General features: G+C 77.8%; 21 protein-coding genes, 1 tRNA gene and 1 pseudogene. 10 read left to right on the forward strand and 13 right to left on the reverse strand.

The window, feature by feature from the left end; all coding sequences use genetic code 11:
- Window positions 1-242 precede the first annotated feature (242 nt).
- Entirely contained in the window at window positions 243-743 is a 501-nt protein-coding gene (locus tag ACI79X_RS06895) for a DUF3145 domain-containing protein (protein WP_073419323.1), read from the reverse strand.
- Window positions 744-1,098: 355 nt separating this feature from the next.
- Complete coding sequence (locus tag ACI79X_RS06900; protein WP_457024674.1) at window positions 1,099-2,217, reverse strand: GGDEF domain-containing protein; 1,119 nt, start codon at window positions 2,215-2,217, stop codon at window positions 1,099-1,101.
- A gap of 98 nt (window positions 2,218-2,315) precedes the next feature.
- Between ACI79X_RS06900 and ACI79X_RS06905 the strand changes: the two genes are divergently transcribed.
- Window positions 2,316-3,215, forward strand: coding sequence for a maleylpyruvate isomerase N-terminal domain-containing protein (locus ACI79X_RS06905; protein ID WP_457024675.1), 900 nt, complete (start codon window positions 2,316-2,318; stop codon window positions 3,213-3,215).
- A gap of 8 nt (window positions 3,216-3,223) precedes the next feature.
- Here ACI79X_RS06905 and ACI79X_RS06910 read toward each other — a convergent pair whose 3' ends face one another.
- A complete protein-coding gene (locus tag ACI79X_RS06910) occupies window positions 3,224-4,447 on the reverse strand; it encodes a M23 family metallopeptidase (RefSeq protein WP_457024676.1) in 1,224 nt (407 codons plus the stop codon).
- 439 nt (window positions 4,448-4,886) lie between these two features.
- On the opposite strand from ACI79X_RS06910, the gene ACI79X_RS06915 reads away from it, so the two are divergent.
- Window positions 4,887-5,336 carry a DUF1707 SHOCT-like domain-containing protein gene (locus tag ACI79X_RS06915; RefSeq protein WP_457024677.1) on the forward strand — a complete coding sequence of 150 codons (450 nt, stop codon included), beginning with the start codon at window positions 4,887-4,889 and terminating at the stop codon, window positions 5,334-5,336.
- 22 nt (window positions 5,337-5,358) lie between these two features.
- Here the strand turns inward: ACI79X_RS06915 and ACI79X_RS06920 are convergent, their stop codons facing one another.
- Window positions 5,359-5,793 (reverse strand): hypothetical protein, encoded by a 435-nt coding sequence (locus ACI79X_RS06920; protein WP_457024678.1) that lies wholly within the window; start codon window positions 5,791-5,793, stop codon window positions 5,359-5,361.
- Between the two features lie 121 nt (window positions 5,794-5,914).
- Here ACI79X_RS06920 and ACI79X_RS06925 point away from each other — a divergent pair.
- Window positions 5,915-5,988 (forward strand) — tRNA-Ile (locus tag ACI79X_RS06925).
- 17 nt (window positions 5,989-6,005) lie between these two features.
- Here the strand turns inward: ACI79X_RS06925 and ACI79X_RS06930 are convergent.
- From ACI79X_RS06930 to ACI79X_RS06950, 5 genes are all read right to left on the reverse strand, one after another.
- Complete coding sequence (locus ACI79X_RS06930) at window positions 6,006-6,818, reverse strand: MBL fold metallo-hydrolase (protein WP_457024679.1); 813 nt, start codon at window positions 6,816-6,818, stop codon at window positions 6,006-6,008.
- Window positions 6,812-8,248 carry an MFS transporter gene (locus tag ACI79X_RS06935; RefSeq protein WP_457024680.1) on the reverse strand — a complete coding sequence of 479 codons (1,437 nt, stop codon included), beginning with the start codon at window positions 8,246-8,248 and terminating at the stop codon, window positions 6,812-6,814. The genes ACI79X_RS06930 and ACI79X_RS06935 overlap by 7 nt, the downstream gene beginning before the upstream one ends.
- A 94-nt stretch (window positions 8,249-8,342) precedes the next feature.
- Window positions 8,343-8,906, reverse strand: a complete 564-nt coding sequence (locus tag ACI79X_RS06940) for a dihydrofolate reductase family protein (protein ID WP_457024681.1) — start codon at window positions 8,904-8,906, stop codon at window positions 8,343-8,345.
- 167 nt (window positions 8,907-9,073) lie between these two features.
- Window positions 9,074-9,727 carry a class I SAM-dependent DNA methyltransferase gene (locus ACI79X_RS06945; protein WP_457024682.1) on the reverse strand — a complete coding sequence of 218 codons (654 nt, stop codon included), beginning with the start codon at window positions 9,725-9,727 and terminating at the stop codon, window positions 9,074-9,076.
- 20 nt (window positions 9,728-9,747) lie between these two features.
- The gene (locus tag ACI79X_RS06950; RefSeq protein ID WP_457024683.1) at window positions 9,748-10,872 is read right to left on the reverse strand and encodes an ROK family protein; all 1,125 of its coding nucleotides are present in this window, start codon (window positions 10,870-10,872) and stop codon (window positions 9,748-9,750) included.
- Window positions 10,873-10,975: 103 nt separating this feature from the next.
- Here ACI79X_RS06950 and ACI79X_RS06955 point away from each other — a divergent pair, with 103 nt between their 5' ends.
- Window positions 10,976-12,091, forward strand: coding sequence for an MFS transporter (locus ACI79X_RS06955; RefSeq protein ID WP_457024684.1), 1,116 nt, complete (start codon window positions 10,976-10,978; stop codon window positions 12,089-12,091).
- 7 nt (window positions 12,092-12,098) lie between these two features.
- Here the strand turns inward: ACI79X_RS06955 and ACI79X_RS06960 are convergent, their stop codons facing one another.
- The gene (locus ACI79X_RS06960; RefSeq protein ID WP_457024685.1) at window positions 12,099-13,055 is read right to left on the reverse strand and encodes a hypothetical protein; all 957 of its coding nucleotides are present in this window, start codon (window positions 13,053-13,055) and stop codon (window positions 12,099-12,101) included.
- 71 nt (window positions 13,056-13,126) lie between these two features.
- On the opposite strand from ACI79X_RS06960, the gene ACI79X_RS06965 reads away from it, so the two are divergent.
- Window positions 13,127-13,981 (forward strand): SDR family oxidoreductase, encoded by an 855-nt coding sequence (locus tag ACI79X_RS06965; RefSeq protein ID WP_457024686.1) that lies wholly within the window; start codon window positions 13,127-13,129, stop codon window positions 13,979-13,981.
- On the opposite strand, the gene ACI79X_RS06970 is transcribed toward ACI79X_RS06965, so the two are convergent.
- Window positions 13,953-14,894, reverse strand: a complete 942-nt coding sequence (locus ACI79X_RS06970) for a LysR family transcriptional regulator (protein WP_457024687.1) — start codon at window positions 14,892-14,894, stop codon at window positions 13,953-13,955. The two genes, ACI79X_RS06965 and ACI79X_RS06970, sit on opposite strands and share 29 nt — an antisense overlap.
- Before the next feature lie 72 nt (window positions 14,895-14,966).
- Between ACI79X_RS06970 and ACI79X_RS06975 the strand changes: the two genes are divergently transcribed.
- Window positions 14,967-15,896, forward strand: coding sequence for an EamA family transporter (locus ACI79X_RS06975; RefSeq protein WP_457024688.1), 930 nt, complete (start codon window positions 14,967-14,969; stop codon window positions 15,894-15,896).
- Here ACI79X_RS06975 and ACI79X_RS06980 read toward each other — a convergent pair.
- Window positions 15,842-16,456 carry a TetR/AcrR family transcriptional regulator gene (locus tag ACI79X_RS06980; protein WP_457024689.1) on the reverse strand — a complete coding sequence of 205 codons (615 nt, stop codon included), beginning with the start codon at window positions 16,454-16,456 and terminating at the stop codon, window positions 15,842-15,844. The genes ACI79X_RS06975 and ACI79X_RS06980 overlap by 55 nt on opposite strands.
- Before the next feature lie 103 nt (window positions 16,457-16,559).
- On the opposite strand from ACI79X_RS06980, the gene ACI79X_RS06985 reads away from it, so the two are divergent.
- From ACI79X_RS06985 to ACI79X_RS07000, 4 genes and pseudogenes are all read left to right on the forward strand, one after another.
- Window positions 16,560-17,558 (forward strand): hypothetical protein, encoded by a 999-nt coding sequence (locus tag ACI79X_RS06985; RefSeq protein ID WP_457024690.1) that lies wholly within the window; start codon window positions 16,560-16,562, stop codon window positions 17,556-17,558.
- Between the two features lie 79 nt (window positions 17,559-17,637).
- A pseudogene (locus ACI79X_RS06990) lies at window positions 17,638-17,769 on the forward strand (TspO/MBR family protein); the annotation flags it as partial.
- A gap of 238 nt (window positions 17,770-18,007) precedes the next feature.
- Window positions 18,008-19,768 (forward strand): DUF222 domain-containing protein, encoded by a 1,761-nt coding sequence (locus ACI79X_RS06995; protein ID WP_457024691.1) that lies wholly within the window; start codon window positions 18,008-18,010, stop codon window positions 19,766-19,768.
- Window positions 19,769-19,921: 153 nt separating this feature from the next.
- A complete protein-coding gene (locus ACI79X_RS07000) occupies window positions 19,922-21,064 on the forward strand; it encodes a hypothetical protein (RefSeq protein ID WP_457024692.1) in 1,143 nt (380 codons plus the stop codon).
- 70 nt (window positions 21,065-21,134) lie between these two features.
- On the opposite strand, the gene ACI79X_RS07005 is transcribed toward ACI79X_RS07000, so the two are convergent.
- Window positions 21,135-21,851, reverse strand: a complete 717-nt coding sequence (locus ACI79X_RS07005; RefSeq protein ID WP_457024693.1) for a hypothetical protein — start codon at window positions 21,849-21,851, stop codon at window positions 21,135-21,137.
- Between the last annotated feature and the right edge of the window lie 30 nt (window positions 21,852-21,881).

Raw genomic sequence — 21,881 nt, forward strand, 5'->3', positions numbered from 1 at the left:
CCGCGCCGGCCGCGGGCGCGGGGCGGGCGGGCGCGGGCGGCCCCACCCCCACCCCCCACCCCCCCGCGCCGCGGCCCCCCCCGCCGGGGGGCGCGCGCCCCCCCCCCCCCCCCGTCGAGGTCGTCCGGACGCCGCTTCCCCGACGGCGTCCGGACGACCTGCGACGAGCCTACGACGGGGTGCCGGGGGCGCTCACGTCGTCGTGCCCGGATCGTGACCTGCGCGTTCTCCCGGGGGCCCGCTCAGACGACCTGGTGCAGCCAGGTGGTCTGGCTGCCGTCGCCGGCGTAGCGGTAGACCTCGAGGTCGGCGTCCCAGGCCGCGCCGAGGAGCTGGTCGACGCCGTGGCGGAAGGCCTCCACCGACGTCGCGGTGGCCGCGAGGGTGCGCAGCTGCTGCTCGGTCACCACGAGGTCGCCGTTGGCGCTCGTCGGCGCGCGGTAGACCCCGTGCCCGGGCACGTAGGACATCCGCTCGCCGTCGTTGCCGGAGCTGGCCTCCTCGGTCACCTCGAAGCGCAGCATCGGCCACGCGCGCAGGGCGGCGACCAGCTTCGCGCCCGTCCCGGGGGCACCGGTCCAGGCGACCTCGGCACGGTAGGACCCGTGCGCCGCGGGCTGGTCGGCCCACGACAGGGAGACCGGCGCGCCGATGACGCGCTCGAGCGCCCACTCGACGTGCTGGCAGAGCGCCTTCGGGCAGGCGTGCACGAAGACCACACCCTGGGTAGACCGTTGCCGCACGAGGCACCTCCATCGACTCGATCGGTCTCGTCTTCCCCAACGGACGATCGGTTCGGTGACAGGCTGTGGTCGGCACGGGCGGACCAGGGGTACTGGGGACAGTGTGCACGATGGAGTGCCGGTCGCGCCAGTGCGGATGGGGCGGCTGGTGCAGGAGAGGTCCCGCACGCCGCTCGGGCCACGGAAGTGCTGGTCAGCGCCATAGCACGGACCAGTCGGAGGTGTCCAACCCGGACCCGGACCACCCTGACGCTACACCGGTCGGCTCGTCACGCCCCGTTGCCGCGCGGGGTGTCGCCCCACAGGGACGACGGAGTTCCGGTGACTCTCCGTGTCCGACGTGCGGGCGCGGCGGTCACCCTGCGAGATCGCCCACCCTGTCGCCGCCGGCCGCCTTGGCCCGGTACATCGCCCCGTCGGCGCGGTGCAGCACGCCCGCGACGTCGTCGCCGGGGCCGACGAGCGCCAGCCCGACGCTGGCTGTCACCCCGCATCCGGCGCCCGCCCCGGCGACGGCGGCGCGCAGCCGGTCGGCGAGGGCGGCGTCGTCGGCGGGCCCCGGGGAGCCGGCCAGGACGGCGAACTCGTCGCCGCCGAGCCGGGCCACCGTGTCGGTCTCGCGGACCGCGGCGCCCAGGGCAGCGGCCACCCGGCGCAGCACGACGTCGCCGGCCGCGTGCCCGTCGCGGTCGTTGACGCCCTTGAAGCCGTCGAGGTCGACGATGCAGACCACGGTCCGGCCGTCCCGGCCGGTGACAGCGCGCCCGAGCCGGTCGAGGAAGACCCGGCGGTTGGGGACGCCCGTGAGCGGGTCGGTGGTGGCCAGTGCCTCCTGGGTGCGCAGCAGCAGCACCTGCCGGTCCTGGGCGGCCCACTGGTTGGCCGACGACAGCGTGCAGATGAGCGTGACGGTGCCGAGGACGGTGGTGACGAGGAGAGTCTGCGGCCCGAGCGGCCCGTCGACGAGCGAGACGTACGCGGCGGTCATCAGCGCGCCGGTGAGGACCACGCCGGCCGGCGGGTAGGCCACCGCCATGAACACGAGGACGAGGAAGAACAGCACCGGCAGCGGGCTGTCGGCGCCGCCGTCGAAGGCGGCCGCGGTGGTGACGATCGCCGTCACCGCCACGTTCCACGCGTAGAACAGCAGCGGGCCGCGCAGGTCGCGGACGACGCGGTCCAGCGGCAGGAGCAGCACGAGCGGGGTCAGGAGGACGACGCCGCCGGCCAGCGCGAGCAGCACGGGGTGCCGGTGCCCGGGCGTCGGGGTGGTGAGCGTGTAGACCAGGCACGCCCAGCCGGCGATCTCGCTGAGCAGCACGCCGGTCTGCACGTGCCGCACCCAGAAGCGAGCGCGCTCGTCGTCCTCGGCCAGCGGCCGGTAGAGGCCGGCGGCGAGCCAGCCGGGGGTGCGGCGCGGCGGCACGGCGGGCGCCCCCGTGCGCGCCCGCCGTCCGTCCGCCACGACCGTCACGACGGGATCTACGGCCGGAACCGTTCCGTTCTGGAGCCGGGGCGGGCGGCTCTCCCCCGTCCGGGGTGCCGGCCGCACGGGCCGGGTAGGGGCCGGTCGTGACGGGTGCGGAGCGCGGACTGGCCGGCGCCGGCCGGGAGGTGGTCGGGCCGCTGGTGCTGGAGGCGTGGGACGCCTTCCTGGCGCAGGCGGAGGCGGTGGACCCCGCGCGGCCCAGCCGGCTGCCCGGGTGGCGGGCGCACGAGGTGTGCGTGCACCTGGGCGCCTGGCCCGACCACGAGGCGCTGGCCGACCTGACCGCCTCGGCGCGCGCCGGCGGGACCGGGACGCCGCCCGACGTCGACGCCACCAACGCCCGGGTGACGGCCGCCCACCACGACGCGTCCCGCGACGAGGTCCTCGCCGCGCTGCGCCGCAACCGCGAGGCCACCGTGCGGTACCTGGCCGACGCGCCGCCGGAGCTCGACCTCGCGCCGGCGGTGTCCACGGTGGGCCGGCTGCCGCTGCTGTCGGTGGTGCTCGGGCAGGCCTACGAGCTCGCCGTCCACGGCCTGGACCTCGCGGCGCTCGGCGCTCCCCCGGTCCCGCCGTCCGTGCTGCAGGCCGGGCTGGCCGCGCTCGCCGAGGTGACCGGGGCGCTCGCGGCGTCCTCGCGCATCCGCGGCGGCGCCTCGCTGCTGACGCCGGACGGCGGGTGGTCCTTCGCCGCCGACCCGCCCGGGTGGACGGTGCGCCGGGTCGACGGCGGGCGGCCGGCGGGCGCCGTCGTCGAGGCCGCCGCCGACGTGCTCCTCGAGGCGGCCTCCGGGCGCACCAACCCGGCGGCGGCCCTGGTGCGCCGCCGGCTCCGCGTGCGCGACCTGCCCGGGCTCATGCGACTGGCGCCGGTCGTGGAGTCGGCGCCGGGCATCCCGGGCGGGCCGATCCTCGCCCTGGCCGCCCGCACCGTCGGCGGCACGGGCGACCTGCTCGGCCGGCGGCGCGGCCGCCGCGGCTGAGGCCCCGCTCAGCAGCTGCCGAGCCGGACCCCGTGCGCGGCCAGCCACGGCACCGGGTTCACCCGGCTGGCGTAGAGGCCGCCCTGGTGCACCTCGAAGTGCAGGTGCGGGCCGGTGGACTGGCCGCGGTTGCCGACCTCGGCGATCTGCTCGCCGGCCCGGACGACCTGCCCGGCCGACACGCTGAAGCTGTTCACGTGCCCGTAGAGGGTGATCGAGCCGTCGTCGTGCTGGACGTAGACGGCGAGGCCGAAGCCGCTCGCGGGACCGGCCTGCAGGACGACGCCGGGCTCGGGCGCGTAGATGGGGGTGCCGATCGGCGCGGCGATGTCGACGCCGTAGTGCATGGTCCCCCAACGGGCGCCGTAGCAGGAGGTGACCCGGCCGGTCGTCGGGGCGATCCCGCCGCCGGCGGCCGTCGGCGCGGACTGCACGTCGACGGCGGCCTGCTGCGCGGCGGCCTGCTGGGCGGCGTAGGCGGCCTCGGCGTCGCGGACGCCGCGCAGGCGCAGCAGTTCGACCTCGGCAGCGCGCAGCTGCTCGTCGAGGCGGGCCTTCTCGGCGGCGCGGGCGTCGAGCTCGGCCTGCGCGCCGGCGAGGCGGGCGTCGGCGGCGGCCTGGGCCTCGGCCGCGGCGCGGGAGGCGGCGTCGCGCTCGGCCACGGCGGCGCGGGCGGCGGCCTCGGCCTCCGCCTCCTGGGTCTCGAGCAGCTCGAACTCCTCGAGGGTCTCCGAGCGCTGGGCGCCGAGGAGGTCGAGGGTGGCGGCCCGCTCGAGCACCTCACGGGGGCCCTCGCTGTCCAGCAGCACCGAGGCGGTCCCGCCGAGGTCCGGTCCCCCGCTGCCCATGTACGCCTCGCGGCCGAGCTCGACGACCTCGTCCTGCGCGAAGGCGACGGCGTCCCGCGCGGCCTGGAGCTCGGCGGCGGCGACGGCGGCCTGCTGCTGGGCGGCCTGCAGCTCGGCCTGGGCGACGAGCGCGGCGTCCGCGGCGGCCTCGGCCTCGACGGTCATCCGCTGCAGCTGCTCCTCGGCCGCGGTGACCTCGCCCTGGATCCGGGCCACCTCGGCGGCGAGGTCCCGCTCCGCGGCCTCCGCGGCGGCGACGTCGTCGTCGGGGTCGGCGTGCGCGACGGACGGTGCGGTGAGCAGCAGGCCCGCGGCGGCACCGGCGGCGAGCACGGCGCGGCGCAGGCGGGGGGTGCGGACGGTCCGGTGGTGCAGGGACGCCAAGACGGCGGGTCTCCGTTTCTCGCGACCGCCTCCCCGGGTCACCACGGCCCCCGGGAGGGGCGCGGCTCGTCCACGCTCCCCGTGCGTGGACGCGACCGAGCCGGGGCCTCGGAGAGGTCCCGGTCCCCCGGCGCGGAGGCCGGCGGTCAGGCGGGGTCCGGCCGGTGTCCTCGGGGATCGAGGAGCGGGAGGGCCCGGCAGGACCGCGGGCGAACGTACTACGGGTTCGGCAGGTCAGGTAACGAAACGGTCAAGGACCCGGCGCGGGTACTTGCGCTCTCAAGCGTGTGACCTGCGGGTCTGACGGGACGTGTGGGACGCCGCACGCTGCGCCACGGAGCGTCCCGTGGCCCGTCGCGGCGGTGTCGCGGCTCACAGGTCCGTCACAGGTGCCGCGGGCACCCTGGCGCGCCGGTACCCCTCGAGAGGCAGGAGCGACATGGACGGGACGGGCACGCCGCAGCAGGCACCGCCGATGCGCGCGGCCGACAGCGACCGGGCGGCCACGGTGCACCTGCTGCAGGACGCGGTGGCGCGGGGACTGCTGACGCCGGACGAGGGCAGCGACCGGATGGCGGCCGCGTTCGCGGCGGTGCACCTGCGCGACCTCGCGCCGCTGACGGCGGACCTGCCCGCGGCCGTGCCCGTGCGCGGCGGACCGCCGGGGTGGCGCCCGCTCGGCGTCATGGCGTGGGAGCAGCTGCGGGCGACGGTGGCCGGCGCGCGGTCCGGCGGCCCCGCGGCGGTGCGGGTGGCGATCGCCGCGGTGGTGGCGCTCGTCCTCCTGGTGACGCTGGGATCGCTCGTGGTGCAGGGCCTGGCCGACGGCCCCGACTGGGGTGGCCCCGGCTTCGGCGACCGCGGGTGGGACGGGCCCGGCCGGGACTGACCGCCCGGCCGGGCCGCGGGGCTCAGATGGTGCCGCTCGTCCCGTCGTCGGTTGTGCCGTCGTCGGTGCCGCCGGGGCCGGGCGGGGCGCCGGGGAGGCCGCCGCCGCCCGGGAGGCCCTGACCGCCGCCGGGCAGCGTGCCCGGGGTGCCGTCCTGGCCGGTGCCCGGCTGCACCACCGCCGTGCCGGCGTCCCCCGCGGTGGCCGAGCCGACGGCGTACCCGCCGGCGCCGCCGACCGCGAGCAGCGCGGCGGCGGCCGCACCGACCGCGGCGCGCTTGCGCAGGCGCGGCGGCAGCGCCCGGCGGGGGCGCCTGGCGGTCGGCGGGGGCGCCGCGGGTGCGGCGGTCGCCGGCGTCGGCAGCTCGGCGGTGGCCGACCGCGCGCCGGAGGGGTGCTCGGGGTGCCAGGCCGGCGGCTCCCAGCGGTGGCCATCGGGATTCTGCTGGTCGTTCACGGTGCTCCTCGTGGTCCGGGGGGCACCGACGCTCGCGGACGTCGCTGGACCGCAGCCGGGGCGGCGCTGTGGGTCCACTGAGAGGCGCGCGGGCGTCTGGCAGGCTGGGCGGCACACGTCGGGGGCGGTAGCTCAGCCGGTCAGAGCATGGGACTCATAATCCCTGGGTCGTGGGTTCGAGCCCCACCCGCCCCACGCAGGGAGATGACAGCTCACGCGCGGCTCGCGGCGACGCTGCGGGCCTGCCCCTCGTGGATGGCGCTCACCCACTCCCAGCCCGGCTCGGGTGAGAGGAGCCGCGGGTCGTCGGGATCGCGGCCGTCGCGCAACGCGTGCACGTAGGCCCGGTCCAGGTCGAGGCGGGCGCGCGCCTGGCCGGCCCCGCCGACGGACCCGTGCCCGGGGACGACGACGTCGACCTCGCCGGCCAGCGCGTCGAGCACGTCCAGCCCGGCGAGGTAGCCCTCGACCGGGTCGAGGTCGCCCGGCTGGTCGAGCATCGGGACGAACACGTCGGAGAGCATGTCGCCGGCCACGAGGACCCCGCCCTCCTCGACCAGCAGCGCCGCGTGCCCCGGGGAGTGGGCGGGGTGCTCGACGACCCGTACACGGGGCCCGTCCCACGGCACCTCCGCGGCTCCGGCGGGCAGCCCGGTGACGAGGCCGAACAGGTCCAGCGACACCTCGCCGGCGATCTCCTCCGGCAGCCCCTCGGCCTCGCGGGCCTCCCACCCCGCCTCCGCGCGCACCGCCCGCAGCACCTCCGCGCACCGGGCCGTCCCGTAGCGGGGCGCCTCGCCGAGCGACGGGTGCCACAGCACGTGGTCCCAGTCCGGATGGGTCGAGAAGCCGGCCACGACGCGCTGTCCGGCCGCGGACAGGTCGGCGGCGAGGCAGGCCATCTCGGCGTCGGTGATCCCGGCATCGACCACCAGGACGCCCGACGGGCCCTCCACCACCACGGTGTTGTTCCGCAGCAGCTCGCTCCGGTGGACCAGGACGCCGTCGGCCACCCGGGTCAGCACGGCGCGGCCTGCGCGACGAGGCGGTCGAGGACGACGGCGTCGTCCGTGCGGTCCGGAGGCGGCTCGTCCGAGGGTGCGTCCTCACGGGCGGCGGCGTACGCCGCGCTCAGCCGGCGGTAGGCGGGGCTGGCCAGCGCGGCCAGGACCACGACGAGACCGATGAGCCCGGTGACGACGAAGACGAGGGCGATGCCGCGGTCGGCGCCGGTGCCGAACCAGTCGCCGATCGCCCGCGCGCCGGCGCCGTCGGTCATGAACGGGATGACGACGAACTGGGTGAACGGCGCCATGAGGAAGGCGGTCAGCGGCGAGGCCGCCTGCTCGACGCTCTGGGCGAAGCCGAACACCCGGCCCTGCCGCTCGAAGGGCACCACCCGCTGCAGCACCGTCTGCTCGGCCGCCTCGGCGAAGGGCATGACGGTCATGAAGACGGCCATCGCGACGGTCAGCGTGAGCACCGAGGAGACCAGCGGGAACAGCATCGTGACGGCCCACATGGCCGCGTTGACCAGCAGCAGCACCCGGATCGGTCGGCTGCCCAGGCCGGTGCGGGCCACCAGCAGCCCGCCGACGATCATCAGCGCCGACAGCCCGCCCCACAGCAGACCCCACGCCTGCACCGACATCAGCGACAGGCCGTAGGGGTCCATCAGCGCCATGAAGGCGCCGCCGAGGAAGTTGTTGAAGCAGCTGAACAGGATCAGCGGCAGCAGGCCCGGCACGCCGCGGACCAGGCGGAGCGTGCCGCGCAGGTCCACCCCGGCGCCGGCGCCGTCCCCACCGGCGGCGGAGGCCGCCGGCCGGTCCTCCGGGACCCGCACGAGGGCGAGGTGGCCGATCGAGAGCACCAGGACGGTGAGGGTGAGCGCGAGGACGGCGACCATGCCGCCGAAGGCCACGAGCAGGCCGCTGATCACCGAGGTGACCAGCATGGACAGCCCGGACGCCGACCCGGCCAGCCCGTTGGCCCGGTCGCGCCGGTCCTCGGGGACGAGCAGCGTCACCAGCGTCGGCAGCGCGATCATCCGCGGGTTGCCGGCGATGACGCCGAGCATCAGCAGGACGACGAAGCACCACAGCGGCAGGCTGCCCGCCGTCGTGAAGGACTCCGCCGGCGTCAGCAGGTGGACGGCGAGCGCCAGCGCGTAGAGCACGGTCGACGCCGCGGCCGAGGCCTGCAGGACGGCGTGCTTGCGGTGGTGGTCGACGAGGCTGCCGAACCAGATCCCGGTGCCCGCGGTGGCCACCAGGAAGATGCCGGCGATCATCCCGGTGGCGAACACCGAGCCGGTCTCGAGGAACACCCAGAAGGTGACCGCGAACCAGACGGTGTAGTTCACCACCGACACCAGCAGGTTGTTGACCAGCAGGTGCGCGAACACCCGCTCGGGTCCCGAGCGCAGGTCCAGTGCGGGTGCGCGGTCGCTCACGGTGTCCTCCTGTGGTCGGCACCGGGGTCCGCGGGCGGCTCCGGTGCGGTCTACGGGTACAGACCGCGGGAGCGGCGCCGACTCATCGGTCCGGTCAGCGGACGACGCGGTGGCGGAGGTAGACGACGCCCGACTCGAAGGTGCGCGTGTCGACGAGCTCGAGGTCCACGCGCCGGGCGTGGTGGTCGAAGAACGGCAGGCCACCGCCGACCAGCACGGGGAAGACGCGGATGCGGTAGTCGTCGATCAGCCCCAGGTCGGCCACCTGCGCCGCGAGCGTGGCGCCGCCGATGGCGATGTCGCCGTCGCCCGGCTCCGACCGCAGCCGCTCGATCTCCTCCGCCAGGCTGCCGGTGGCGAGGCGGGCGGCGCCCCGGACGGAGGTCAGCGTCCGGGAGAAGACGACCTTGGGCAGCGGGTTCCAGAGGCGGGTCCACTCGCGCTGCGCGTCGTCGAGACCGGGGTCCTGCGCGGCGTCCTCCCAGTACAGCATCGTCTCGTAGAGCCGCCGCCCCATCAGGTGGACGCCGACGTCCTGGATCTCCTCGATGGAGAACCGGAAGATCTCGTCGCTGAACCCCGGCCAGGCGAAGTCGCCGTCGGGCCCGGCGACGTAGCCGTCGAGCGACATGCCCATCGAGTAGGTGACGCGGCGCATGAACGGTCCTCCCTGACGACGTGCGCCGATCGTGGCAGAAGCGGCGTTCCGGCCGGATCGGCGCGGGCGGTGCGACCGTCCCGCCGCCCGGACCCGGACGGCGGCACCGACAGGGAGGCACCGTGGCCCAGAGGAGCGGCGGGGAGGAGTGACCGGCCGCGGCGGGGTCAGCCGGGCCGGCGGGCGGTGACCGCCACCTGCGGGTGCCCCGACGCGTCGGCCGGCAGCCGCAGCTCCGCCACCGGCTCGAGGCCGGCGTCGGCGAGCATCGCGGTCACCTGCCCGGGCAGCCACAGGTGCGTCGTCCAGGTCACCGGCACCCCGCCGTAGGCCCGGGTGCGCACCAGGTCGCCCTCCCCCACGTGCGTGCCGACGAGCACCTGCCCGCCCGGCACGAGTGCCTCGGCGAAGGCCCGGAGGACGGCGGGCAGCACGTCGCGCGGCAGGTTGAACAGCGACCACCAGCCGAGGACGCCGCCCAGCGACGCGTCGGCCAGACCGAGATCGGTGGCCGAGGCGACGTCGAACCGCAGGCCGGGGTGCAGCCGCCGCGCCTGCGCCACCATCCCCGGCGACAGGTCCACGCCCGCGACGTCCACGCCCAGCCCGGCCAGGTGTGCGGTGACGGAGCCGGGCCCGCAGCCGACGTCGAGGACGGGGCCGCGCCCCCGCACGGTCTCGGCGAACGCGCCCAGCACGGCGCGCAGCCACGGGGAGGCGCCGAGCTCGCCGGCCCCCATCGCGACGTAGCTCGCTGCCACCCGGTCGTAGGAGGCGCGGACGTCGTCGAGGTCGGCGGGCGGCTCGATGCTGCGTTGCACGGCCGGGACCGTAGGCGCCCTCACCGACGGAGCTCGGCCCACCACCGGTCCCACACCCGCTCGGCCGCGCCGGTGAGCGGCCCGTCCTCTCCGAGCCGCGCGGCCACCACGGGCGGCGGCGTCCCGCCGCGGAAGCGCATGAGCCCGGCCCGGCAGGCCGCGTCCAGCTCGCCGGGCGCGGCGGCCAGCAGCTCGGCGCCGAGGCCGCCGAGGGTGACGACGTCGGGGTCGAGGGCGTTGACCAGCCCGGCGATCCCGCGGCCCAGCGCCGCGGCGACGGTGGCCACCGCGGCCCGCGCCGCGGCGTCGTCCCGGGCGAGCACCTGCCGGGCGTAGGTCACCGGGTCGCGCGGCTCGGGTGCGCCCAGCAGCCGGGCCAGCGCGCCGCCGTCGACCGCCGTGCCCCAGCACCCGCGGGCGCCGCAGGCGCAGCGGACCGCCGGGTCCCCCATCGGCAGGTGGCCGAACTCCCCGGCCGCGCCGCGGGCGCCGCCCAGCAGCCGGCCCGCCTCGACGACGGCGCCGCCCAGGCCCGCGTCGACCCGCAGGTGCAGCGCCAGCCGTGCGCCGACGGCGGCTCCGCGGCGGGACTCGGCCAGCGCGGCGAGGGTCGCGTCGTTGTCGGCCACGAGCACCCCGGCGTCGGGCCACACCGACCACAGGTCGACGCCGGTCCAGCCGAGGACGGTGGCGTCCAGCTCCCGCTCGTCCAGGACGATGCCGGGGCCGGCCAGCCCGAGCCCGCGCACCCGGTCGCCGAACTCCGCCCGCAGCTCCCCCACCGACCGGCGCAGCCGCGCGAGGACGGCGTCGGCCGGTTCGCCGCTGTGCCGCCCGGACCGACCGGCCACCGACGCGCCGCCGAGCTCGACGGCGTCGACCCGCCACGACTCGTGGGTGACGACGGCCGCCAGCACCAGCGGCCCCTCCGGGTGGGCGGTGAGCCGCCGGGTGGGCCGGCCGCGCCCGCCGGCGGGGACCACCGGGCCCTCGGCGAGCAGCCGCCCGGCCACCAGGCGGCCGACGACCTCGGCCGCCCCGCCGGTGCCGATGCCGAGCACCCGGCTGGCCTCGGCGCGGGTGAGGCCGGGCCGGGCGTGGACGGCGGCGAGCATCGCGACCGCCCGCTCGGGCAACGCACTCACCGTCCACCTCCCATTTTGCTCTGTTGCGGAGTCTAATGGGGAGGTGACTTCCGCCCCCGCGACGTCCGCGCCCGCTCGCCCGGACGGAGGAGCCCGCGTCCCGGTGGCGCTCGGGGTGCTGACGCTGGCCGTCTTCGCCGCCGTCACGGCCGAGATGCTGCCGGTCGGGCTGCTCCCGATGATCGCCCGCGACCTGGGCACCGGCGAGGACCGGGTGGGCCTGCTCGTCTCCGCCTATGCGGTGGTGGTCGCCGCGGCGTCGCTGCCGCTGACCGCGCTGCTGGCCCGGTGGTCGCGGCGCCGGGCGCTCACCGGCCTGCTGGTCACCTACGCGGTCGGCAACGCCGTCTTCGCCACCACCAGCGACTACGGGGTCGCCGTCGTCGCGCGCGTGCTCGCCGGGCTGGCGCACGCCGGCTTCTTCTCCGTGGCGGTCGGCGCCGCCGTCGCGCTGGTCCCCGCGGCGCGCGCCGGGCGGGCCACCGCGCTGGTGTTCGCGGGCGTGACCGTCGCCTTCACCGCGGGCGTCCCGGCCGGCACCGCGCTGGGGACGGCGGTCGGCTGGCGCTGGGCGTTCGCCGGCGTCGCCGCCCTGCTCCTGGCGCTGGCCGTGGTGGCGGCGACCCTGCTGCCGGCCGCCCCGCCGCCGGCCGCGACGTCGCCCGCGCCGCTGCGCGACGTGCTGCGCCGCCCCCCGGTGCAGCTGGCCGCCGCCCTGACGGTCGTCGTCATGCTCGGGCACTACACCGCGTTCACCTACGTCTCGCCGATCGTGCGCGCGGCCGGGATCGGCGAGGGCGGGGTCAGCCTGGTGCTGTTCGGCTACGGCGCCGCGGGGGCCGTGGGGCTCGCGCTGGCCGGCGCGCTCGCCGACCGGTTCCCCCGGCGCGCGCTGGCCGCCACCGTCGCGGTCGTCGCGCTCGCCCTCGCCGTCATCGGCGTGCTCGGCTCGTCGGCCGCCGTCACCGTCGTCGCGACGGTGGTCTGGGGCGTCGCCTACGGGGCGCTGCCCACCCTCACCCAGACGGCGGCCCGCAACGCCGCCCCCGACGCCGGCGACGCCGCCCCCGGCCTCACCAACGCGACGACGAACGTCGGCATCGCCGGCGGCGGGGCGCTCGGCGGCCTGCTCGTGGCCGACCCGGGCGCGGTGGCGCTCACCGGCGCGGCTCTCGCCGCGGCCGGTCTCGTCCTCGCCCTCGCGTCGGCGCGGCGCTGACCGCGGGTCACCGCGGAGGGGGCAGCACCTCGTCGAGCCACGCGTCGTACTCGTCGTCGGTCATCGGGCGGGCCCGCTCCAGCGCCTCCTCGAGCAGCGCCAACGGCGCGCCGGAGGTCGTCGTCACGCCGATCCACGTCGGGCCGTCGCGGGTGAGCAGCTCCCGCCACGTCCCGGCGGTGCGCAGCCACCGGTCCTCCCCGGCCGGGGTGCAGGAGCCGACCGGCTGGTAGCCCGCCGGCGTGAGGACCTCGCGAGCGGCGCACGGGTCGGCGACCGGCGCCCCGGTGCCGGGCGCTGGGCCGTCGCCGCGGGAGAGCCACAGCTCGGGCTCGAGGGCGCCGTCGGCCGGGCGGTACGGGGTCCGGACGAGGTCGCTGCCGGTGGCCTGCGGCGTCCCCTGCCGGAGGCCGTCGACGTCGGTGACCCACGGGTGCGCCGTCGTCCCGACCTCCGCGCGCACCCGCTCCTCCGCGTGCCGGCGGGAGGCGTCCACCACGGCGGGCACCGCGACGGCGGCGACCGCGACGGCGACCAGCCCCGCGGTCACCACCCGCACCGGCCCGCGCCACTGCAGCGCGGCCACCACCGCGTACGGCAGCCCGGCCGCGGCGTAGCGCAGGGGCACGGGCAGGACGGCGTCGAGGTCGGCGGCGATCGCGACGACGGCCAGCACGACCACGCCGAGTGTGCCGAGGACGCCCACCGCGACGCCCCGCCCGGCCGACCCCTCGGCCCGCGGGCCGGCAGCCCGGTCGAGCGCCACGGCCAGTGCCGACACCGCCGCCACGAGCACGCCGAGGACCGGCAGCAGCACCGGCCAGCCGCCGAACAGCGCGCCGACCACCAGCGGCGTCCCGGCGAGCGCCGTCCCGGCCCCGAGGACCGCCGCCAGGGCCACGTGCCGGAGCGCGTCCGACGGGCGGCGGCGCGACGCCGGGGCGGGGGTTGGCGGGGCGAGCACGCCGGGAGTGTGGCAGCCCCCGGTCCGGGGAGCCGGTCGCCACGGGCCCCCGGACTGCCGATGACGTTGCCGTGCGCAACCAGCGACCCACCGTCCTGATCACCGGCTGCTCCTCCGGCCTGGGCCTGGAGACCGCCGTCGAGTTGGCCGCGCGCGGCCGGCACGTCATCGCCTCGATGCGCGACCCCGGCAGGCGCGCCGCGCTCGACGCCCGCACCCGCGAGATCGGCCTCGACCCGCTCGACGTCGTCCAGCTCGACGTCACCGACGCCGGATCGGTGAGCCGCGCGGTGAAGGAGACCCTCGAGCTCACCGGCGGCCGGCTCGACGCGCTGGTCAACAACGCCGGCACCGCGTCCGGCGGCGCCTTCGAGGACACCGACGAGGCCGAGTGGCAGCGCGTCCTCGACACCAACCTGCTCGGGGCGCTGCGGCTGACCCGCGAGGTGCTGCCCGTCATGCGCGCGCAGCGGGCCGGCCGGCTGGTGCTCGTCTCCAGCGACTCGGCGCGCTACGGCAACCCCGGCCTGTCGCTGTACTGCGCGTCGAAGTGGGCCCTGGAGGGCTGGGCGGAGTCGCTCGCCTACGAGGTGGAGCCCTTCGGCGTCCGGGTGGTCCTGGTCGAGCCGGGCAACTACGACACCGCCATCTGGCAGACGACGCCCCGCGTGATCCCGCCCGACAGCGCCTACACCGGCCTTCTGCAGGCGGTCGAGCACTTCGTCGAGACCGAGCACCTGCCCCGCTCGCGCGACCCCCGCGAGGTCGCCCGCGCCGTCGCCGGGGTCCTGCAGGCCCGCCGCCCGGGGTTCCGGGTGACGGTCGGCCCGGACGCGAAGCTCGCCACCGTCCTCGGGAAGCTCCCCCACCGGGTCACCGCCGCCGCCGTCCGGCGGGTCACCGGGCTGCACCGCTGGCGGCCCTGACCGCCGGGTCGCCGGTGACCTGGGCGGCGACGGCGACCAGCTCGTCGAGCACCCGCCGCACCACCAGCCGCTCGGCGGTGTCGGGCCGCAGCAGCGCCTCGACCCGGCGCCCGGCCCGTACGCCCGCGAGCGGCAGCAGCCGCACGCCGGGGTGGCTGCCGCCGGTGAAGCGGGGCAGCAGGGAGATGCCGTGCCCGGCGGCGACCATCGCCTCGGCGACGGAGAAGTCGTTGATCCGGTGGGCGATCCGCGGTGCGGCGCCCGACCCGGCGGCGACGGCGGCCAGCACGGTGGCCACCGGGAAGCCCTCGCGGACGGCGATCCACTCCTCGCCGACGAGGTCGCCGGCCCGCACCCGGTCCCGGCCGGCGAGGGGGTGGTCCCGCGGCACGGCGACGTCGAGCGGCTCGCGCAGCAGGGGAACCACCCGCAGCCGGCTGCCGTCGCCCGCCCACTCCGCGCCGCCGTCGGGCCGGTGCGCGACGACGACGTCGACCCGGTCGGTGAGCGCGGGGAAGGCGTCCTGGGCGACGTCCTCGTCGGAGCACTCGACCCGCACCCCGCCGAGCGCCCGCACGCGGGTGAGCAGCGGCGGGAGCAGCAGCCGGGCGCCGCTCTGGAACGCCGAGACGCGCACCGTCCCCTCGGCGGCCCCGGTGAACGCCGCGAGGGCGGCGCGCGCCCGCTCGACGGCGACCGCCACGTCGACGGCGGCGTCGGCCAGCGCATCCCCGGCCGCGGTGAGCCGCAGCCCGCGCCCGACGCGCTCGGTGAGCGGGACGCCGGCCTCCCGGGACAGCGCGGCGAGCTGCTGGGAGACCGCCGACGGCGTGAGGTGCAGGACGGCGGCCGCGGCCGCGACCCCGCCCTGCGTGCGCACCGTCCGCAGGGTCTCGAGGGCCCGCACGTCCATGCAGCAACGCTACATCGTCGGTGCAGCACCTTTCGCTGGTGCTGACGCATCTGCGCGCGCAGGCTCGACGGCGTGCCCGTCCGCGACCGCCTCCTCGCCCTCGTCGTCGCCGTCGTCTGGGGGCTGAACTTCCCGGCGATCCACCTCTCGCTCGAGCAGTTCCCGCCGTTCTTCCTCGTGGCGCTGCGGTTCGCGCTGGTCGCCGTCCCGACGCTGCTGCTCGTGCCCCGTCCGGGCGTCCCGTGGCGGTGGGTGGTCGGCTACGGCCTCGGCTTCGGCGTCCTGCAGTTCGTCTTCCTCTACGTCGCGATGGACACCGGGATGCCGACCGGGCTCGCCTCGCTGGTGCTGCAGTCGTCGGCGCCGTTCACCGTGGTGCTCGCCGGGCTGCTGCTGCGCGAGCGGCTGACCGGGCGGCAGGCCGCCGGGGTGGCGCTCGCCGTCGCGGGGCTGGCGGGTATCGCCGTCCACCGGGCCGGGCTCGACGGCGGCGCGACCCTGCTGCCGGTGCTGCTCACCCTCTGCGGCGGGCTGGGCTGGGCGCTGGGCAACCTCTGCAACCGGCAGGCGCGCCCGGCGCGGCCGTTCCGCCTGATGCTCTGGATGACCGTCGTGCCGCCGCTGCCGATGCTGGCGCTGTCGCTGGCCACCGAGGGCCCGGCCCGGATCGGCGCCTCGCTCACCACGCTCGGCACCCAGCGCGGGCTGCTCGCGCTGGCCGGGCTGCTGTTCACCGTCGTCATCGCGACCCTGCTGGGCTCGGGCATCTGGACGGCGCTGATGAGCCGGCACCCGTCGGGCACCGTGGCGCCGTTCTCGATGCTCGTGCCGGTGGTCGGCACGGCGTCGTCGTGGCTGTTCCTCGGCGAGCGGCTGCCGCTGGTGGAGGTCGCCTGCGGCGCGCTGGTCGTCGCGGGGGTGCTGTACGGCAGCCGCCCGCCGCGGGCCTACCCGGTGGCGGAGGGCGCGCCGGCCCAGGTCACCCGCAGCGCCGCGGCGTAGGCGGCCGGGTCGACGTCGCCGAGCAGCAGCCGCTGCAGGACGAACCCGAAGACCGACGACATCATCGTGGCGCCCAGGTGCAGCGGGTCGGCGTCGGCCGGGAACCGGCCGGCCGCCTGCCCCCGCCGCGCGATCTCGACGAAGTAGCCGCGCATGGTGCGGTAGGCCGGGTCGACGACGGCGTGCACACCCGGGTTGCGCAGCGCCTCGCCCCACGCCTGGACGGCGACGCGGCTCAGGTCGACGGGCCCGCGCGTGGTGAGCTCGGCGACCATCTCGACGGCGGCCGCCACCGCCTCGGCCGGGTCCGGCGCGGCGTCCTCCTCGAGCAGCTTCTCGAACCGCGCCGCCGCGGCGCCCAGCACCCGCTCGACGATCGCCGCGATCAGCTCGTCCTTGCTGCGGAAGTACCGGTAGACCGCGCCGGCCGACAGCCCGGAGGCGGCGATGACGTCGGCCATGCCGGTGGCCTGGAAGCCGTTCGCGGCGAACCGGGCGGTGGCCGCGTCGATGATCTGGTCGCGGCGGGCGGCGAGGTGGGACTCGGGGACGCGGGGCACGCCGCCCACTGTAAAGCGAACGATCGTTCTTGACGACGGCGCAGGGGCGGTCCACACTCGTCCGGGTAAGCGAACGGTCCTTCGTTTTACTGGAGTGGTCCCCATGTCCGCAGCTCCTCCCGCCCGGGCCGGCCTGGCCGTGCCGGTGGTGGTCGCCGCCCTGCTCGCCGTGGTCCTCACGGCCTTCGCCTGGTTCGCCGTCCGCTCGGCGCCCCACGACCTGCCGCTCGCCGTCGCCGGGCCCGCCCCCGCCGTGGCCCAGGTGGAGACAGCGCTCGACTCCGCCGCGCCCGGCGCCTTCGACGTCCGGCCCGTCGACGGCCAGGCCGCCGCCCGCGCGGCGATCTCCGGCCGCGAGGTGTACGGCGCGGTCGTCGTCGAGCCCTCCGGCCCGCGCCTGCTCGTCGCCTCCGCGGCCTCCCCCACCGTCGCGACCTCCCTGCGCCAGGTGGCCGCGGGCCTCGGCGCGGCCACCGGCACGGCGGTTCCGGTGGAGGACGTCGTCCCGGCACCCGAGGCGGACCCGCGCAGTGCCGGCCTGGCCGCGGCCGCGCTCCCGCTGGCCATCGGCGGGATCGCCACCGCCGCGCTGGCCTCGCGACTGGTGCGCGGCCGCGCGCGGCGGGGGGCGACGGCGCTCGCCGCCGCGCTGGCCGGCGGCATGGTGACCGCGACGGTCCTGGGCAGCTGGCTCGGCTCGGTCGAGGCCGGGTGGTGGACGACGACCGGCGTGGTGGCCCTGGGCATCGCGGCGACGGCGCTCGTGCTGCTCGGCCTGCACGACCTGCTCGGCACGCCCGGCCTGGCGATGGGCGCGGCGACGACCGTCCTGCTCGGCAACCCGCTCTCCGGCCTGACCGGCGCACCGGACCTGCTCCCGGGTGCCTGGGGCGACGTCGGGCAGTGGATGCCGCCGGGCGCGACCGGCACGCTGCTGCGCGCCACCTCGTGGTTCGACGGCGCAGGCAGCGGGCAGCCGCTGCTCGCCCTCGCCGTCTGGTGCGCCGCGGGCCTGGCCCTGCTCGGTGTGGGCGCCGCCCGGGCCCGGCGGGTGCTCACCGCGCCGGCCGGGCCCGCCCCGCGGGAGCCCGCGCTCGTCTGACCGCCCTGTCGACGGCGCCCCGGGCGGCCGTGCTCGGGTCGCGCGCGCCTCGCCGGCGGTCTCCGCCTCCGTGCCCGTCGTGCTCACCGCGCTGGTGGGCACGGCGGGCGCCGACGTCTCCTCCGACTGGTGCCGACGGCTCGACAGGCCGCGCCGGCAGCCGCCCGGGCCGGTCTTCGGGGTCGCGTGGACGGCGCTCCACGCGCTGCTGGCCGTGGCGGGCACCCCGGGCCGGCCGCTCGGGACGCGGCTTCCGGCGGGCGTGCGCCGCCGACCTCGTGCTGGACGCCGGCTGGTCGTGTGTGTTCTTCCGGGCGCACCGGCCGCCGCTGGCCGCGTTCGCGGCGGCGCTGAGCGCGGAGATCGCCCGCCGCAACCGCACCTGACCGGCTGTCCACGGGGAGCGTCCCCGCTGGTCAGCGCCTCGCCAGGCCGGTATGGTCGAACACGTGTTCGAGGCGAGTGGCCGGGTCGAGCAGGCGCTGAGCGCCGCCCTCGGTTCCCGTCCCGCGGTCCTCGACCTGGCGTATCCCGAGGAGCGGACCGAGCGGCGGTGGGAGGTCGCGGGAGGGCGGCACCACCGGAGGGTGCCCGGCGCCGACGAGCTCGACCGCCTGCTCGTCCTGGGGTCGGAGACGCTGTCGCGGGCGAGGGCCGCGGCGCGGCGGGGTGCCCGCGAGGCGGCGGTCCTCGCCGTCTCGCTCGCCGACCTCGCGCGGTGCCGCCCAGCGGGGCGGTTCGACCGGCAGCCCGGTGAGCGGGGCGCGATGTCCGCGGCGAGCCGCGCCGCCCGGCCCCCGGTCCTCGCCGGGGTGAGCGAGTGGGCCGTCGACGAGGTCGCCGTCGCCCTGCGCACGTCCGGCCAGGCCGCCGGCGCGATGCTCGAGGAGGCGGTGACGCTGGTCGAGCGGCTGCCCGCCACCCTCGCGCAGCTCGCCCGCGGGGACATCAGCCCGGCGCACGCGCGGCAGATGGTCACCGTCGTCGGGCCGGTGCGCGACGACGCGCTGCGCGCCGACATCGAGGCGCACGTGCTGCGCCTGTTGGGCAGCAAGACGCCACCGCAGCTGGGCGACTGCGCGCGCCGCATCGTCCTGCGGAAGGACGCCGAGGCCGCCGGGCGGCGGCTGGTCGCCGCGGTGCGCGGGCGCGGGGTGCGGATGCACGACCGCCGCGACGGCTCGGCCACGCTCGTCATCGACCTCCCGCTCCCCACCTGCGCCGCCATCCACCGCGCCCTCGAGGCCTACGCCGAGCAGAACCGGGTCGAGGGCGACGAGCGCACGCGGCAGCAGCGCATGGCCGACGCCCTCGCCGACCTCGTGCTGCGGCCCGGCGAGGACGGCCGGCCGCCGGTCGCCGTCGCGCTGACCCTCGTGGTCGCGCTGGAGACGATGCTCGGCGGCAGCGAGCCGGGGCTCGTGGAGGGCGCCGTCGTCCCGGCCGAGATGGTGCGCGAGCTCGCGTACACCCTGGGCCTCCTCCCCCGCCCGGCCGCGGAGGTCAACGACCTGCCCGCGGAGGACGGCGAGCCGACGGGCGCCGAGCCCACCGATCCCGAGCCCACCGATCCCGAGCCCACCGATCCCGACGGGACGGACGACGGGCCCACCACCTCGTCGGGACCGGTGGCGGAGGCCGCGGCGCGGCACGCGGAGGCGGTGCGGCAGGCCTCGGCGGGCGCCCGCCAGGCGGTGCTGCGGGACACCTGGACCGGCGGCGAGCTCCGCGGGCTGCTCGACCTCGGTGCGCTCCTCGACGTCCGCACCCCCGCCGGCACCGCGCTGGCCCAGCGGCCGCGGATCGCGGTCACCGACATGCTCCGCGGCAGCCTCGTCGCCCTGACCGACGCCGCGGGTCTCCGCCGCGGCGCCGCGCTGGGGCCGCCCGCCGGCACGGACGGTCACGACCCGGGTGCCGGGCTCGACCGATTCGTCCGGCTCCGCGACCGGCGCTGCCGGTTCCCCGGCTGCCGCGCCCGCGCGCGAGCCTGCGACCTGGACCACTGCCGCCGCTGGCCCGACGGGCCCACCACCGCCCGCAACCTCTGCTGCCTGTGCGAGCACCACCACCGGCTCGAGCACCAGGCTCCCGGGTGGCGCTTCGACATCGGGGAGGACGGCGCGCTGCTGGTCACCTCACCGGACGGCGGGACCCGGGCGAGTCCGCCACCGCGGTTCGGCACCGACCTCGACCTCCCGCCCTTCTGATGCGAGCACGCGCGGTGATGACCCGCGCGTCCGGGTGTCCCCCGCACGCCTGACGGGTGAACGGAGCGTCCGGGCGTGGGCGCTCGCGTAGACGTCCGAGACCGGCCGGGTCACGATGGGCCCGCACAGTCCTACGGCTCAGGGGGAAGAGCAGTGGACAGGTCGAGACGAGGCATCCGGTCCGCCCGGTTCATCCCGGCGGTCGGCGCGAGCGCCTGCGCGCTCGGGGTCGCCGCGGCGCTGGCCGCGGTCTCGGGGCCGCCGGTCGCCGAGGCCGGCGGGCCGGGCATCGAGCCGGCGGGCGACACCGCGGCACGGATGAGCGAGGCGGAGCCCGACGGCGGCCCGCTCGCGCTGCCCAGCATCGGGGTCGTGGCGCCCGGGTTCGAGGACGGCTGGGCACCCCCGCCTCCCCCGCCGCCGGCCGCTCCCGCGACGCCGGTCCCCGCGGACCCCTTCCCCGACCTCGACCCCGAGTCCGAGGCGTACCTCGACGCGCTGCTGCAGCAGTACCTCGACGGGTCCGGCCCGGCACCGCTCGACGTGCCGGCGGAGGACACGCCGGCCCCGCCGCCCGTGGCCGAGGTGCCGCCCGTGGCGCCCCCGCCGGTGGAGACGCCGCCGGTGGAGACGCCGCCAGGGGAGGCCCCGCCCGCCGACGTGCCGCCGGCCGAGGCCCCGCCCACGGAGACCCCTCCCGCCGACGAGCCGCCAGCCGAGACCCCGCCCGCCGACGTGCCGCCTGTCGACGTGCCGCCCGTTCAGCCCACACCCGCGGAGCCGACCCCGGCCGAGCCCATCCCCAGTGAGCCGACTCCGACCGAGCCGGCCCCTGTCGAGCCCGCGCCCACGGAGCCCACTCCGGTCGAGCCCGCGCCGGTCGAGCCCGCGCCGGTCGAGCCCGCGCCGGTCGAGCCCGCGCCGGTCGAGCCGGCACCCGCCGAGCCCGCCCCGGTGGAGCCCGCGCCCGCCGAGCCCGCCCCGGTGGAGCCCGCGCCCGCCGAGCCCGCCCCGGTGGAGCCCGCGCCCGCCGAGCCCGCCCCGGTGGAGCCCGCGCCCACGGAGCCCACTCCGGTCGAGCCCGCCCCGGTCGAGCCCGACCCCGCCGAGCCGGCCCCCGCGGACCCGGACTGCGAGGTGCCCGCCGACGCGGCGGCGACCGACCCCGCGGCGCCGCCCGCGGAGCCCGTCCCCGCGGAGGTCACGCCGGACGCAGCGCCGACCGACACCACGGCCACCAACCCCTGCGCCCCGGCCACCGACCCGGCGACCGAGGAGGCCGCCCCGGCGCCCTGACCGGACACCGGCACGACGGAGGCCCGCCACCCGGACCGGGTGACGGGCCTCCGTCGTGCTGCGGAGCGGATCAGCGCTCGGCGGCCTTGGCGAACGACGCGACGCACTGGCCCTGGTTCCGGAAGGCCGGGTCGGTGCTGGTCGCCCAGCCACCGTCCTTGCACTGCTGCTTGTTGGTCAGCTTGACGTGCTCGAAGGTGTACCGCGCCCCGGCGAAGTCGATCGCCGCCAGGACACCGTCGCCCTTGACGCCCGACCCGAGGGAGAAGCCGAAGGCATCCACCTGAGCGGTGGGGAACGCCGCACGCCACTGGTCGAGCGTGCCGTGGTTGGCGCTGCCGGAACCGCCGGCGTGGGACGGCGCCCTGTCCTTGACGAACTGCTGAGCAGCGTTGTTCAGCCACCAGTCGTTGCCGTAGACGCCCGGCTCGCCGACGAGGATGCCGTCGCTGGTCCCGTCCGCGTCGAAGTCGACGACGAGCTGGAAGCCCGGGACGCCCCCGCCGGAGGTGTTCCGGAAGTCCAGGCTCGGCTCGCCGACCCGGGCGAGCGGAGTGTCGGTCTCGACGTACTCGGCGACCTTGTCGGTCGACGTGGTGCCCTCGGTCCAGATCCGGAGGCCATCTCCCACGACGGCGTAGTGGCCCGTGGCACGGGTGTCGCTCAGGGCCGGTACGAAGTCGCTGGGGACCCCGATGACGGTGTCCGCGGCCTGGGCGGCGGGACCGGTGAACAGGATGGTCAGGCCGGCGGCGAGAGCCCCGGCGGCGGCGGTGCTGCGGCGCACGTGTCGTCTCCTCGAGAGGGGCGCCGGTCC

The organism is Geodermatophilus sp. SYSU D01119 (genome assembly GCF_054049975.1).